The following is a 15,797-nucleotide window of genomic DNA, read 5'->3' on the forward strand; positions in this document are numbered from 1 at the left end:
GAGTTGGTTTTGGCTTAGTCGTCGTCTTCTTCATCTTTTTGTTCGAGCCTTACGAATGCACCACGCCTTGGGGCGGGCATTACGCTGTTTTCACCTTTCACCGTTTGCCAGACGATCTCACTGAATACATAGTCGTCTATAGCGTCGGGCTGGCTAAGGTCGAAGGAGTCGGATCGCTTAGAATTTTTATTGACAGCCACATTCTTTTGATACAGATCCACACCCGGTTCCTTGGCCTCGAAAGGAGTGGTATTGGGGGTGGCCTGAAAACAACGCCACATGGGCCTGGCGGCGGCGTCGTATTGGCTCATCGGTTTTAGTCCTAAAATAAGCTCTATGGTACGCAACATTCCGGAGGTTGAATACATGGTATGATCCACGAAATTGCGCTTTACATAGCCCCCCGCCACGAAGGCTATGGAGCGATGGGCGTCCACATGATCGGGGCCATTCTGAGCGTCATCTTCTAGAATAAACACCACGGATTCCTTCCAAATCTTACTCTTTGACAGATGTTCTACGAAGCGGCCAACCGCCAGGTCGTTGTCGGCTACGGCAGCATAGGGGGTAGGCTTGCCTACACTGGCTCCAGAGGTATGGTCGTTTCCGAAACGTACGGTCGTTAGTGCTGGAACGGCTCCAACGGCCAGTAGAGAATCGAAATCGGCCTCCCAGGCCTTTTGTCGGTCTATGTCCATATAGCCTAAGTTGTACCCCTTAAAGGAAGGCGCATAATGTTCGTTTAACGACGCTATGGTCGCTTTTTCTCCGGCAACAAACCAGCCATAGGTGCGGTAGCTTATCCCAGCCCGCTTGCAATGATCCCAGATGAAGCCATCGCGAGGATGAGCTATTTCGCGGCTACCCTCGTAGTCGTAGGTGCCTCCTCGGCCTCCATAGCTCGTTACCCAGCTTTTTTCGACATAGTCGTTGGCATAGGCCGCCGAGGACCAGTTATGGCCGTCGGCACTTACCTCGGCGTCTACATAGAAATTGTCGAGGAGCACAAACTCCCTGGCCAAAGCGTGCTGGTTGGGGGTTACTTTTTCGGGGAAAAGGCATAGGCTAGGATCTCCATTGCCTTCTTTCATGTCGCCAAGTACCTGGTCGTAGGTCCTGTTTTCTTTTACAATATAAAATACATGTTTTATAGGAGAGGAGGCACCTACCTCCATAGGGATAGGATTTCCTTTCTCTCCCTCTGCTTTGAGTTCCTTGCTTTTGGTATAGGGGGTGTTGCTGTATACTAATCTGGAGTAGGTGTCCATGGTGGCTTGGTCGGGTCGGTCGATTATGGACAGGGTACCTTTAAAAAGCCCACCGATGTATTCTTCCCGGCCAGTGTATGCCTGCGGGTTTGGCCCCTTGTCCATGGGAACCTTCGCCAAAGATGGATTAGGCCCCTTGGGATTGGCTTTGGAAGAGAAACCCTTGCCATTGGTTACAAAAAGCCTGTTTCCGATGGTTTTGACGGCGGTGGGATACCAGCCTGTAGGGATAAAACCGATGGATCGGCTTCGGCCTTTCTCACTAATATCGAATACTGCCAGACAGTTATTGTCGGCGTTGGCTATATACAGGACATCTTCTTCAGCATTGAGCGCTACTGCATTAGGCGTGCTTCCCACCGGGGCCTCTGGGTAAAGGGAGGTGGTTAGTGTCTCTGCAATCTTTTTATGGTGAAGGTCTATTACCGACACCGTGTTATCGTTTCCGTGTGCTACGTATAGGTACTTGCCATCCTTAGTTACTACCATATCGTTAGGGTTTTTGTCAGTAGGGATATGGTGGCTCAACCTACCCGATTTTAGGTCGTATACCGCTATGGCAGCGCCGCCCCACAGCGAAATATAGAGCTCCTGCTGCGTGGGCGACAACACACAGCCATAAGCTTCGGCTTTTAGCTTTACTTTCTTAAGGACTTTTTTGGTAGTGGTACTGCAGATATAGAGGCTGCTGTCTTCCTTGGTTACCACGTATAGTCGCTCTTGGCCTTCATCGACGACCAGCCCCGTAGGAGAGATTTTGTTTGGCCAAGGTTTTCCTAATACGATCGAATCGGTTTTTTGGAGTTTCTTATCCGCTACCGAATAGACGATGATGCGGTTATCGTTGCCACCAGAAGCGTAAAGCCTGGTATCGTCGTGGTTGAAACTAAGGCCCACATACGCCTTCGCAATTGGTTGTGAATCGAGAATGGTTTCGTTTTTGGCATCAATTAAGGTGATGCTTTGTATGGCCTGACCGTTATTGGTAACCGCCAGGTATTTTTGTGATGGAGATACCACCAGATTAAGCGGCAAATCGTCTAAGTCCAGGCTGCGGCCTACCGGTGTTAAGGACCACCCATTGGGTAAATGTACCGATTTACCCTTTAACTGAGTATATAAAGGGTCGCTGATTTGAGTCGTAGCGTTTCGTTTACAGCCGAGCCATATTAGGGAAAGTGCTATAAAGGTCAGGGGAATAGTGAATATTCTTTTCATTTTTATATTAGGTGAGTCGAGATTTGCTTGTAGTTTTCTTAAAATTGAGCCGATACGGTAACCCAAAGGCTACGTCCCGCTCCGTTGATACCCGATCCGTGGGTTCGATAGTCGGTATTAAATAGGTTTTGAGCCATAGCCTGGAGACTCAACACTTTCCAGTCATATCCCATACGAAGGTTGACGGTCGTCCATCCTGGTGTGCCCCCAACGGGGATTCTGTTGTCACTTTTATCTCCTGCCGACAGCCTGGTTTGTTTATAGGCCCAAAGCAATTCGGGTCTTAAAAACAGGTTCCCAGGACGGTACTCGATTCCCAGGCGGCCGTTGAGCGGGGGAATGCGCCGAAGTGGTTCCTGGTTGCTGATACTCTTGCCATAAGTGTAAGTTCCTGCTCCAAAAATCTTCCAATGCGCTTGAAAGAGATAATCTATTTCAATTTCGGCCCCTCTGATCTGTGCTTTTTCGGTGTTTTCCTTGCGGTATACATCTACACCGTCTATTTGTTCTCCGGCTACGCGTTCCCGGGTGATAAGATTGTTAAGGTAGTTCTGGAACAGCGCCATATTCAAATGCAGGCCTCCTGTCTGTAGCTTATAGCCTAGCTCATAATTGTATGATTTTTCGGGTTTTAATCCGTAAGCGGGGAGCTCGTAGCGGAAGTCCACGATCCCAAGGGTGCCCATATCGTCGATATTTGGTGCCCTAAAGCCTGAGTGAAACGAAGTATATATATTGGAACGAGGGCTGGCCTGATAGGCAATAGCGGCATTCGCGACTACAGCAGTTGGGCTGATGCTCACCTTTCCAATGGCCTCGTCGGTAAGTTTGATCCTAAAGCCGTTGATTCTTCCACCAATGTCAAATTTCCATTTATTGCTTATAAACTGATGCAAGGAATAGACTCCATAGTTGAGATTGGTACTTCCGTTGGGATATAAGCCACGTTTGTCCGTTCTACTACCCTTTTCTAGATCTACCGTGTTTCCCTTGCTATTTACCCAATCCTGATATACTTCGATTCCAGAACTAGCAGTCCAATTTTTAGTAAATTCCGAATGGATATTCAGGGTGAGTCCGAGGGTATTAATTTTATCCTCGTCTTGGCTGAGTAGACTGCTTCCGTTTCTCTGGCTGCTTCGTCCTTCTTTAGTCGACTGGAACGAACTTGTAAAGGCGATATTCCGAATCCATTTGGAAGCATGCGTTCCTTGCAGTTTCAGATAGCTCAGGCTCCTGTTCTGAGGATGAAATTCGTTGATTTTGTAGTTGTCGAGCTGGTACTTATAAAATACGGGAACATGTTTTTGCTGGACCGTCTGATGGGCCAGGGTAAGGTTCCACCGTGGGGTCAAATAGATTTTTCCTTTAATATCGAAAGCCAAGTCTTTGTAGCCACTAGGGGACTGTCGACCGGTGCTATCACCTCCTACTAGGTCTCCGAAGTTTTTTAAGCTAAGACCCGCCATCAGGGCTACACGTTGGTGGCTCATCCCTGCCTGGGCTCGGAGGCTCTTTTCCATTCCGGAAGTGGCCACACGCGCCCGCAAGAGTCCAGTATATTGGCGGGAGTCGCTAAATGATAACTGGTGGGTGAACAACTGGATGGTGCCTCCTAGCGCATCGGTACCATAAGCGACCGATCCGCCACCGCGCAACACCTCTACTCTTTGAAGGCTCCATGGGTCTACCGTGTTCAGGTATTGGTTGGGTCCGTATCTAAAGGTACTGTTATTAAGGCGAATGCCGTCTATCAGCGTGAGGGTCTGATTGCCGGTAAGTCCTCTTACAAAAGGTGACCCGCCTCCTTGTGTCGTTTTTTGAACAAATACCCCCGTGCTTCCCATGAGCGCATCGGGTGTAGTGCTTCCTTGTTGGCTTTTTAGAGTCGTGCTGTTGATACTGGATATGGAAGCGGAAGTGGAGAGGGCGGTTTCTTGGGTACGATGTGCCGTAACGTTGATCTGATTCAATAATTCGGTCCTTAGGGTATCGGTAGGCTGGGCCAATACTGGCAGACTGGATATAATCAGGATAGAAAGGAATAGGATTAGTTTCATTTGAATGGGGCTATGCAAAATAAAACGACAAAAGTATAGGAATGTATCAGCCTATACCCCGTATCAGAATTACCAAAACATTATCTTTTGGTAAACCAATTAATGGTTAAAACTAGGCCATTAAGGCCATAAACTTGGTGTAAATGTTGGAAATGGTACTCCAGAGGACTTTGGTTGTAATATGTTATTAATCTTCTGGAAAATTGGATATTACGGATATTGTGACTCGCCTCATAGAAAAATATAAGGTTATTTTCATGTTAATTAATCATGAAGTGACGGGATACCAGTGCCGTTTAAGATGGTAGTTAGAGGGGGAATATTAAAAGGACATTCTACCGTAATACAGTAAAATGTCCCTTTTATTAAAACCTGATCCAATTAATTTTTACCAAGCTGATAACTTACATTCAGAAACAAGTTCTTTTCAGTACCAAGGGTGTTGGAGCTAGTGGACAGCTTGTCGGTATGGATATAGCCCAATTCAAGTGCCCAGGGCTGGTTCGGTTTCAAACTTATGGAAGCGCCGAGTCGGTTTTGGTCCAGCAACTGCGTAGGTTCGACTCCGGCCACATGCAGCATCAATTCTTCATACACGTTCAACTGGCAGATTTGCCACGAATAGGTGAGGCCAATACGTTGTCGCATGCGTAGTTTGGCTTTTTTATGCTTAAAACTGCGGTATTCCATTCCACCCTTACCATATACATAGAGCATATCGAAAAGGCTTCGCTGAACCTGGGCCATACCTGCAAAGCGAATTTCTCGTCCCATATCCTTGAGGGTATCAATAGGCTGCTCATATACTGGGTTCTGATGCATGATGGCAAAAGGGGAAAGACTTACTTGTACGTCTTTCTTAGGCTTATAATGGACCCAACTCCGGTAGGATACTAATAAGGCCTTCGATAGATAGTTCTTGTCATCAAAATTGTTTTGCCGCCGATGTTGAAACTCATTATCCAAAGAAAAATTTTGTCCAATACGATGGTTGACCGTCAGGCGAAACCAGCTGTTTCTTCGGGTCGACTGTGCCAGCAAGGAGGTAGAGAATAGCAGAAGGTTTGTTAATACGATTGCAAAACGGTAATTCATATTCATTTATAACTTAATGGGGTAGGCGGTCACGGAATCGACCATATACCCAGGTTCCCGCTATGGCGCTCAATAAGGTCACGCCGATTACGGTTGCACCAATTCCTATCTGGGCGAAAAGTGGGCCAGGACAGGCACCCGTTACACCCCAGCCGAGGCCAAAGATCAGTCCACCATATATTTGACCCTTGTTGAATTTCTTGTCGGCAATGGATATCTTCTCCCCGTAGATGGTTTTGATATTCAACTTTTTGATTAAAAATATAGAAATCATGCCCACGGCAATGGCGCTGCCTATGATCCCGTACATATGAAAGGATTGCAAATGGAACATCTCCTGTATTCGGAACCAACTAATTACTTCAGATTTTACGAAAATGATGCCGAAAATAAGGCCGACAGCCATGTATTTTAGATTATAATAGAGCGGATGTGTCTTTTCACTTTGATTGACACAGATGGCGTCCATGGCACGGACGTCTTGCTCGGGCGTAGTGGTGAAATTGGTATTCATTCAAAAATAATTTTCTATTGATAAGTCGTTTTATTAAACCTAGCCACCCCCATTATAAGGATAGGATGATGGGCAATAGCCAGTTGGACATCACGAAGCCTCCCAGCATAAAGCAAATAGTTGCGATAAGGGATGGCAATTGAAGATTAGAGATTCCCATAATAGCATGACCACTCGTACAGCCACCAGCATAACGGGTTCCAAAACCCACCATAAATCCACCTACTACGATCAGTAGGAACCCTTTAAGGGTAAAAAGCTGCCCCCAATTCATGATTTGAGTCGGGATAAGAGAATCGTAATTGGTAATCCCATAGGTGGCGAGCTCCTTAGCCAGCTCCGGATGAACAGCCACAGGTTCGGGGTTGGCCAAAAGAGTGGCCGCAATAATGCCTCCTAAAAAGATGCCAAAGACAAAAAATAGATTCCAAACCTCTTTTTTCCAGTTATAATTAAAAAATGGAATATTGGCGGGGACGCACATGGCGCATACATGCCTTAAAGAAGAAGATATGCCGAAAGACTTATTTCCTAATAAAAGTAAAGCGGGGACGGTAAGTCCTATAATTGGTCCGGCCACGTACCACGGCCAGGGTTGTTTTAAGAATTCAAGCATGATTATTAGTTAATTTTCCGTTGTAAAGTCTTCCAAGAGCCTCCGTTATAGACGTCTATGCCGGCTTTCGCTAATACTTTTGTAGCCATTCCGCTCCTTGTTCCGCTGGCGCAACAGGTGATAACGACCTTATTTTTGGCTTTTAGTCCGGCGATATACGTGGAAAGTCTGTTCAAAGGCATGTTTTCACTGCCTGGAATATGTCCTGTAGCAAACTCTTGAGGCGACCGGACATCGATGATTAGGGCTTGCTGGGCTACTAACGCGGCATAGTCGGTCGTGTCCTTACTGAAAAGGGAACTGAAAAATCCCATTATTTTATTCATTTAAGGTGAGAAGTATGGTTTTATTACTGGAACGGTGGCTCGTTATGATCCACCACCGTCCCTCTCCAAGGAGTTTTTTACAACATCGTGCTAGGACAAACGTAAGCACTTACGGGCAATTCTTCCGCGTTTTTGATGGCCGCAAAGCCCCCTTGTATGTCTACGAGGTGATCGAACCCCCTGGCCTTGAGTATAGAGTTGAAGATCATGGACCGGTATCCCCCGGCACAATGCACATAATAGGTGTTGTTTTTATCTAATTCTGCAAGGTGGTCGTTTAGATAATCCAATGGAATATTATTGGAGTCTAACACATGTTCAGAAAAATGTTCGCTGGCTTTACGTACATCGAGTAGTTGGGCGTCTGGTTCATCTTTTAATCGAGCGGCCAATTCCGTCGCTTCAATGGACTCGATGGTGTCTTGTTCTTTACCATCTGCCACCCAGGCGTCAAATCCACCTTTTAGGTATCCAATGGTATGGTCATAGCCTACCCGAGCCAAACGGGTCACTACTTCTTCTTCCCGGTCAGGGTCGGTAATCAGCAGTATTTTTTGTTTGATGTCGGGGATCAAAGCACCCACCCAAGGAGCGAAGCTACCATCGATACCTATATTGATGGAGTTGGGGATAAAGCCAGCGGCAAAGGTTTGGGCGTCTCGGGTGTCGAGCAATAGGGCATCGGTTTCGTTGGCCATTTTTTCGAAGGCCTCAGGGGTCAAGGCTCTACTTCCTCGATCCAAGACGGTGTCGATGCTTTCGTAGCCCTGTATATTCATCATCACGTTTTCGGGGAAGTAAGCCGGTGGTGGAGCCAGGCCGTCTGTTACCTCCTTAATAAACTCTTCCTTAGTCATGTCGGCTCTTAGGGCATAATTGGTTTCCTTTTGGTGGCCGAGGGTGTCGGAAGTTTCTTTGCTCATATTCTTTCCACAAGCACTGCCCGCTCCATGAGCCGGATATACGATTACATCGTTGGGAAGTGGCATAATTTTGTTTCTTAATGACTCGTAAAGATGGCTGGCGAGTATTTCTTGTGTTAGGTCCTTCACCAGCTTTTGGGCCAGATCAGGCCGTCCTACGTCGCCTATAAATAGGGTGTCACCCGTAAAAATAGCCAGTTCTTTTTGGGAGGCGTCTCTAAGCAAATAACAAGTACTTTCCATGGTATGCCCAGGGGTGTGCACCACTTCAAAGGTTAGCTCACCTACCTGTAGCTTTTGACCATCGGTTGCAACCAAGGCCTCAAATCCAGGCTGGGCGGTAGGCCCAAAAACGATCTGGGCGCCGGTTTTATCGGCTAGGTCTATATGACCCGAAACGAAATCGGCGTGAAAATGAGTTTCTAACACATATTTTATTTTAGCACCATCTTTTTCTGCCCGCTGAATATAGGGCTCCACTTCTCTAAGGGGATCAATTACTACGGCTTCTCCATTGCTTTCGATATAGTAGGCACCTTGTGCCAGACAACCGGTATATATTTGTTCTATTTGCATGACTTATCTTTTTTATTTCGAGTTGTACTTAATTTCAGTTCAAAGGTCCTAAAGAATCAGGACAGGGTTGGTGATTTTAGTCACAAGACCCTTTATTTTTTTACCATTTATGGGCGATGCCTGAGAGGTTTATTGCAAAAAGATCTCGTTGATTAATATATACACGGCCATGGCCAGTACAAACCATCCAAACCCACCTTTTAGCTTCTGAGCAGAGACTCTTTTTGAGAGCCCATTGCCAAGGAAAAATCCTATCATAGCGAGTGAAGTAACAACGGCCAGCAAAGTCCAGTTCATATTCGAATTGGCTAAGTCGCCGGTGAAGCCAATAAGGGATTTGGCCCCAATGATAAGTAAGGAGGTGCCTACGGCCATTTTTATAGGCAACTTGCTGAGTAATACCAGGGCTGGAATAATAAGAAATCCTCCTCCAGCACCGACCAAGCCCGTGAGTACCCCCACTAAAGCCCCTTCTAAAAGGATGAGGGGGAAGTTGTAGGTCATTTTTTGTTCGCTGATTCCGGTTTCCTCTTTTTTCTCCCGGATCATCGATATAGATGCCGCCAGCATGAGCAAGGCAAAAAGTACCATAATAAATACGGATTTGGTGATTTCGAGATTGCCCAGAGAAAAAAGATGATGTGGTATGGCGGGAACGATAAATTTGCGGGTGGCATAGACCGAAGCAATAGCCGGTAATCCGAAAATAACGGCCGTTTTAAGATCTACTAACCCCTGCCGGTATTTTGGAAATGCACCTACCAAACTGGTAAGACCCACGATAAATAAAGAATAGGCGGTGGCCTGAACCGGCCCAACCCCCAATAGGTAAACCAAGACAGGTACGGTAAGGATGGAACCACCACCACCGATAAGCCCTAGAGAAATACCTATAAATAAAGAAGCGATATAACCTAAAATTTCCATTGTACTGTTATTGATATAGTACAAAGATCCTCATAGGAAAAGAGGCAAATGGTAACATTTGTCACATAGCCGTTTATTTTTTAAAAATTACAGTAGATAGTTAACCGAGCCAGTCTGTCTCGATGTCCTGTGCGGTTAACTTTGGTCACAGGCCTAGGGGCTAACTTTGTTGCCATCATGAGGGTGTGCGAGCTATACTTCTAGCATGGCAATACTGGTACCTCCAATATGTTTGATATTCTTGAAATTGGGGTCACTTTCATACAATAGGTTAAGAGCCGATCTTACCCCTGCCCAATTGGTATAGTCGTGCCAAAGGATCAGCCCTCCAGGCCGCATTAAGGAAAGTACTTTTTGGCTGTCGTTGAGCACATAGTCGTAGGCGTGAGAGCCATCTATAAAGGCAAAGTCTATGGAATGCTCTAGGTCTGAAAAATCGAAAGTGGCCGAGTCCCCATACAGCTGAGTAATCTTGGATTGAGCTGGATGGCCCAGGAATCTTTCACCAGATACCTCTTTTTTTACATACCTGATTTCACCAAGTTCGATTTCCATTTCAGTGGAGTCTACCTGATTGGCGGGTAAGTCCAGGGTGATGATCTGCGTGTCATGGCTGGAGTTCAAGGCCATATTGAGGGTGGTTCGGCCCAGGAAAGTCCCTAATTCAAAAATTCGTTGCGGGTTTCGCTCTTTTACCAAATTACTGATCACCTTCAGCTCAAACTCGGTGGTATGGCCAAATCCGCATTCATACACCCCTTCATATTCGGCATTTCCCAAATGGAGGATTTCAAAAACGTCGGTTTTAGGAATAATATAGGGGTCTTGGGGAGTCTCTGGAAGTCCGTTTTTCGCCTGTTCCAGGTTGTAAATAGCCAGTAGTCTTTCCCGGCTGTGGGGGGAGAGCAACCCTACCGTCATGATGGTGGTCACTCTTTTTAATACACCCAAGTATAACTTTAAATCGTCGGTTAGAGAAGTCATAGGCTTATTAATGTCGTGTAATTATAACAATAATAAGCAAATTATGGATATTTACTAGTCTGTAGAAATGGTAAATTATTTTGGTGCGAGTCGACCTCCCCTCCAAAAGTAACTGCCCAGTACCATTATGCCCCACACTGGAAAGCTGATGGGTAGCTTATAAACGCTGAAAACCCGGGCTTATGACCCGGGTTTTCGACGTAAATTGCTTTCAATAGGGCCTAACGGCTAAGATACAGATTCCTTTCTCCATAAATTTTCTGGAAGAAATCGTCTTGCAGATCGTCTATAAAGTAAATAGCCTCTCCGGTAGACTTCATCTCTGGTCCAAGTTCCTTATTGACATTCGGGAATTTATTGAAAGAGAATACGGGTATTTTGATAGCCCATCCCTTTTTAACTGGTTTAAAGTTAAAGTCGGATACCTTTTTAGCTCCTAGCATCAATTTGGTCGCGTAATTGACATACGGTTCTTGGTATGCTTTACAAATGAAAGGTACCGTTCTAGAGGCTCTAGGGTTAGCTTCGATGACGTACACCACTCCGTTTTTAACCGCAAACTGCACATTGATAAGCCCTTTAACACTCATGGCTTTGGCAATTTTTTTGGTATGCTCCTCAATTTGCCTTACTTCGTCGTCGGTGAGGTCGAAGTGGGGTAGCGCCGCATGAGAGTCCCCAGAGTGAATACCGGCAGGTTCGATATGTTCCATTACCCCTATGATGTAGGAATCTTCCCCGTCACAAATGGCATCGGCCTCTGCTTCTAAGGCCCCTTCGAGGAAGTGATCGAGAAGGATGTTATTGTCAGGAATATCGTGAAGGATCTTAACCACATGTTGCTCGAGTTCCTTCTCGTTAATGACAATCTTCATGCTTTGCCCACCCAGTACGTAGCTCGGGCGAACGAGCAAGGGGAAGCCAAGGCTGCGCGACAATTCGACGGCGGCATCCGAAGTCCTTACGGTACCAAACTTAGGGTAGGGAATGCCCAGCTCCTCGAGTAGAGAAGAGAAGCGACCCCGGTCTTCGGCCCAGTCGAGGGAGTCGTAGCTGGTACCTATAATTTTAATACCGTATTTTACCAGCTTTTCGGCCATTTTCAAGGCGGTTTGGCCACCCAGCTGTACAATAACCCCTTCTGGCTTTTCATGTTCGATAATATCGAACACATGCTCCCAGAATACAGGCTCAAAATAAAGCTTGTCCGAAATATCAGGATCGGTAGAGACCGTCTCAGGGTTACAGTTGATCATGATGGTTTCGTAGCCAGACTCTTTGGCTGCAAGTACCCCATGAACACAGGAATAGTCAAATTCTATCCCTTGGCCAATCCGGTTGGGCCCTGAGCCGAGCACCACCACTTTCTTTTTGTCCGATACGATCGACTCGTTATCAGGGGTTTCCTGCGACGAATTAAAGGTAGAGTAGTAATAGGGGGTCTTGGCTTCGAATTCGGCGGCACAAGTATCTACACATTTGTAGACCCGCTTAATTCCTAAAGCTTTCCGACGGTCATATACCTTGCTCTCTTTGGTGCCTAAAAGGTGTGCAATCTGACGGTCGGCATACCCTTTCTGTTTGGCACTTAATAGAAGTTCCTTGGGAAGTTCGTCGAGTTCAAATTTCTCAATCTGATGTTCAAGCTCAATGAGTTCCTCTATCTGACGAAGGAACCAGGGGTCTATTTTCGTCAGGGTTTGTATGGTCTTAAAGGAAAGTCCAATCTTGAAAGCGTCATAGATATGGAAGAGTCTATCCCAGCTCGGGTGCTCTAGGCTGTATTTGAGTTGCTCTTGGTCTCTTAGTTCCCGGCCGTCGGCACCGAGGCCATTTCTCCTGATTTCAAGTGACTGGCAGGCCTTTTGGAGGGCTTCTTGGAAGTTTCTTCCGATTCCCATGGCCTCACCAACCGACTTCATTTGTAAGCCTAGAGAACGATCCGATCCTTGGAATTTATCGAAGTTCCAGCGAGGTACTTTTACAATCACGTAGTCGATACTTGGCTCAAAAAATGCCGAAGTAGTGCCGGTAATGGGGTTCATTAACTCATCCAAATCGTACCCGATGGCCATTTTGGCGGCTATCTTGGCGATAGGGTAACCGGTAGCCTTCGAGGCCAAAGCCGACGATCGTGACACCCGGGGGTTAATCTCAATGGCAATGATCTGATCGTCAGCCGGGTTGACTGAGAATTGAACATTACATCCTCCTGCAAACTGGCCGATACCATCCATCATTTTGCGGGAAAGGTCACGCATTTGCTGGTAGAGGGTGTCGGGCAAGGTCATCGCTGGTGCTACCGTGATACTATCGCCCGTGTGCACGCCCATGGGATCGAAGTTTTCGATAGAACAAATGATGATAAAGTTACCCTTGCTGTCGCGAAGTAATTCTAATTCGTATTCTTTCCAACCCAAGGCACTTTGTTCTACCAATACCTCATGAACTGGGGAGGCGTGTAGACCATTATTTAGGGCCTTGTCAAATTCTGCTTCGGTATGTACGAATCCACCACCCGTTCCACCAAGGGTAAAGGAGGGGCGTATCACCAAAGGAAATCCTATTTCCTGTGCTATCTCTTTTCCTTCCAAAAAAGAGCGTGCTGTACGGCCTTTGCATACATTCACGCCCAATTCGATCATCTTTAACCTAAATTTCTCCCGATCTTCGGTGGTTTCTATCGCCTTGATGTCGACCCCAATGATGTCGACATTGTATTTTTTCCAAATTCCTGCCTTGTCTGCATCGATGGCAAGATTCAGCGCCGTCTGGCCGCCCATGGTCGGTAATACCGCATCGATGGGCCTACCCATTTCCCTATGCTTTTCAAGGATTTCTACGATGGATTTTTTCTCCAAGGGTTTTAGATACACATGATCCGCACTGATGGGGTCGGTCATGATCGTCGCCGGGTTGGAGTTAATCAACACCACTTCAATACCCTCTTCTCGCAATGATCGGGCCGCCTGCGAACCTGAATAGTCAAATTCACATGCCTGACCAATGATGATGGGACCTGAACCGATAATGAGAACGGATTTGATATTCGGATTTTTGGGCACAGTAATTTAATTTTTGAAGAATTATGATTTTATTTATTTTTTGGCCTATTCCTTCCTATATCAATGGGCGATTTTAGGGTTAGGTCCAAAAATTCCACAAAGTTAATTTACATTATCGAAAATGGAACTGTTTTTATCGGATTTTGAAGTTTTAATTTGTAAAGCCTTGAATAATAGGCGTTCTTTTTCGATAGATGTCGGCGCTTAGGTCCGGTGTTGGGAAGCCAGGTCGTTAATCTTGACTTTCTCTGAGGGCTGCCCATGGCAGGCAGGACTACTCACCTCGGTAGTGTGCTTCCTTTTTTATTGAAATGGAACAATAGAAGGAGCGGAGATGTCGAAGTCGCGAAGCCGAAGGGGGGTGTTTCCGTCGGCTGCAAATCGCCATAAGGTGGTATTATTCGGAATATTAGGATAATAACCAATTCGAAGCTGAAAGGTATTAAAGGTAAGATTTTCATTCTTAAAGCGGAAGCCCAAACCATAGCCTTGGTATAAAGGACCGTTCCATAAAGACTTGGGGCCATCTACCAGGCCTAGATCGGCAAAAACGAAATAGGCTATCCTAAAGCCAAGAATACTTTTATCGGAGAAAAATACCGTTTCAAGGCCTAGGGTGAATTTTTTCGTCCCTATCAACTCATCACTGTTGATACCCCGTATGCCCTGATTTCCACTGATATTAATATAGTCGAGCGGGTCGCGGTGATAGCCATTGGTGTATTTCATGGTGATGAATTGTCTAAAGAAGCTGTATTTAAAGGGAATTAGTGGGCTAAAGTAATTTACTTGCCCGCTAATCACTCCTTGCTGGGCCAGACCGCTCTTGTAATAGCTGCCATAATTGAATAATCCATATAGGTAACCCATTTTCTGAGGTAAGTAGAGTCCTTTGGCAAATTGTATCCCACTGTAGCCCCGATCCCCAAATTCGGTCGACTCTCTTCCGAAGGTAATCGAAAGCAGGTTTCCGACGGGTACATCTTCCGTACGTCCAAAACCATAGATTAAAACGTCCCGCTTATAATTACGGTTGGAGTATCCCAAACTCAGTAGGGTGGCGCTCTTATCCCAATAGATTCTGTTGAGGTTAGGACCAACTTCAGGCCGCTCTATGTAATCATACTTATTGTACCTAAAGGCGGTAATAAATCGAGAGTTTTTGTTGAATATTTTGTTTTCGAAAGGAAAACGAAAAGAGCGGCCTATCCAGAAATCATAATAATTGTAGGAGGTACTAAATCGGATCTCCTTACTGGGGTCATCGACCTCCCTTTTATACTGGCGATTTTTAATAATTCCAGCTTCTAGGGCACCTGCATATTTTGTTTCGTTGGTTAAAAATGATCGGTTAAAACGGATGGACTTTTCCTTGAGGTCATTTTCATAGATAAAACGGGCCTGGCCGGTGATAAACGTCTTCCCAATATAAGGTACCGTATATATGGTCCTAAACTGAAACTTATTGAGGGTGTCGAGGCCATTCCAGCGGATGGCCGTCAGCTGCGAATGGGTAGTACCACTCACGTTAATATTATCGAGACCTACGCCAAATTTATTGAAATTGCTAAATGACCCCGAAAAATTCAGCGACCAGGCATCTTGGATAATGACCATCACATCGGCCTGCCAGGTCACGTCTTTACGGGGTATTACCTCGATCCTGGCATCGACTATGAGCTTGTTGGCGCGTAAAAGTCGCTCATTGTCTTTAAAAACTTGGGCTCTAATTTCGTCTCCCTCTTCAAATAACAATAACGAGCGGCGGATAATACCTTCTCGGGTATTGGTATGCATGCTTTTGCTTAGGAAACGTTCTAGCTGATTGCCCGTTCGAGCGGTATCATACACCGACTGCCCCAGTATATTGAGTTGTTTGACAATAATATGATTGATGATCATCCCTTCATACGGGGTAAAGGGATTGGTCTCTATTTCTTTAACCTCCGATACCTGGCCTTGGTTGTATACATCCCTAAATAGTAACCGATAAACGGCCCGCGAAAATTTAGTTTTGGACATACGCATTTTTAAATTCGTGTAACGTATACTATCCTTGTTTATAGCGCGTTCCGGCAGGGTGTCGGTAACCTGCGCCATGGCCAAGGAAGTGTACATCACAAGAAAAAATACGTATCGGATCATAGGCTGTAGAACGAAGGAATAAAGTACCCGATATTAACGGAAATACGGGTGGGGTTCGTGTGGAGCCACAAGCCGGTTGG

General features: G+C 45.9%; 11 protein-coding genes. All 11 read right to left on the bottom strand.

Translation table 11 applies throughout. The features are described from left to right. Positions 1 to 14: 14 nt before the first annotated feature. The 11 genes from CLV98_RS07045 to CLV98_RS07095 all read right to left on the bottom strand — a co-directional run bounded on the left by CLV98_RS07045 (position 15) and on the right by CLV98_RS07095 (position 15,717). Positions 15 to 2,486: a bifunctional YncE family protein/alkaline phosphatase family protein gene (locus CLV98_RS07045; protein WP_109673623.1), complete on the bottom strand. Its 2,472-nt coding sequence runs from the start codon at positions 2,484 to 2,486 to the stop codon at positions 15 to 17. A gap of 38 nt (positions 2,487 to 2,524) precedes the next feature. Continuing rightward, complete coding sequence (locus CLV98_RS07050) at positions 2,525 to 4,546, bottom strand: TonB-dependent receptor (RefSeq protein ID WP_109673624.1); 2,022 nt, start codon at positions 4,544 to 4,546, stop codon at positions 2,525 to 2,527. A gap of 381 nt (positions 4,547 to 4,927) precedes the next feature. Continuing rightward, entirely contained in the window at positions 4,928 to 5,641 is a 714-nt protein-coding gene (locus CLV98_RS07055) for a DUF2490 domain-containing protein (RefSeq protein ID WP_158281212.1), read from the bottom strand. Positions 5,642 to 5,654: 13 nt separating this feature from the next. Beyond that, positions 5,655 to 6,110, bottom strand: a complete 456-nt coding sequence (locus tag CLV98_RS07060; protein WP_229203283.1) for a DUF6691 family protein — start codon at positions 6,108 to 6,110, stop codon at positions 5,655 to 5,657. A gap of 97 nt (positions 6,111 to 6,207) precedes the next feature. Beyond that, positions 6,208 to 6,771 carry a YeeE/YedE family protein gene (locus CLV98_RS07065; RefSeq protein ID WP_109673627.1) on the bottom strand — a complete coding sequence of 188 codons (564 nt, stop codon included), beginning with the start codon at positions 6,769 to 6,771 and terminating at the stop codon, positions 6,208 to 6,210. Positions 6,772 to 6,776: 5 nt separating this feature from the next. Beyond that, positions 6,777 to 7,085 (bottom strand): rhodanese-like domain-containing protein, encoded by a 309-nt coding sequence (locus tag CLV98_RS07070; RefSeq protein WP_109674002.1) that lies wholly within the window; start codon positions 7,083 to 7,085, stop codon positions 6,777 to 6,779. A gap of 89 nt (positions 7,086 to 7,174) precedes the next feature. Further along, entirely contained in the window at positions 7,175 to 8,596 is a 1,422-nt protein-coding gene (locus CLV98_RS07075) for an MBL fold metallo-hydrolase (RefSeq protein ID WP_109673628.1), read from the bottom strand. Between the two features lie 129 nt (positions 8,597 to 8,725). After that, positions 8,726 to 9,523 (bottom strand): sulfite exporter TauE/SafE family protein, encoded by a 798-nt coding sequence (locus CLV98_RS07080; RefSeq protein WP_109673629.1) that lies wholly within the window; start codon positions 9,521 to 9,523, stop codon positions 8,726 to 8,728. Between the two features lie 192 nt (positions 9,524 to 9,715). Next, a complete protein-coding gene (locus CLV98_RS07085; protein ID WP_109673630.1) occupies positions 9,716 to 10,507 on the bottom strand; it encodes a class I SAM-dependent methyltransferase in 792 nt (263 codons plus the stop codon). Positions 10,508 to 10,728: 221 nt separating this feature from the next. Further along, entirely contained in the window at positions 10,729 to 13,572 is a 2,844-nt protein-coding gene (carB, locus tag CLV98_RS07090) for a carbamoyl-phosphate synthase large subunit (RefSeq protein WP_109673631.1), read from the bottom strand. 303 nt (positions 13,573 to 13,875) lie between these two features. Next, the gene (locus tag CLV98_RS07095) at positions 13,876 to 15,717 is read right to left on the bottom strand and encodes a BamA/TamA family outer membrane protein (protein WP_109673632.1); all 1,842 of its coding nucleotides are present in this window, start codon (positions 15,715 to 15,717) and stop codon (positions 13,876 to 13,878) included. Positions 15,718 to 15,797 lie beyond the last annotated feature (80 nt).

The organism is Dyadobacter jejuensis, from assembly GCF_003149085.1.
GTDB lineage: Bacteria > Bacteroidota > Bacteroidia > Cytophagales > Spirosomataceae > Dyadobacter > Dyadobacter jejuensis.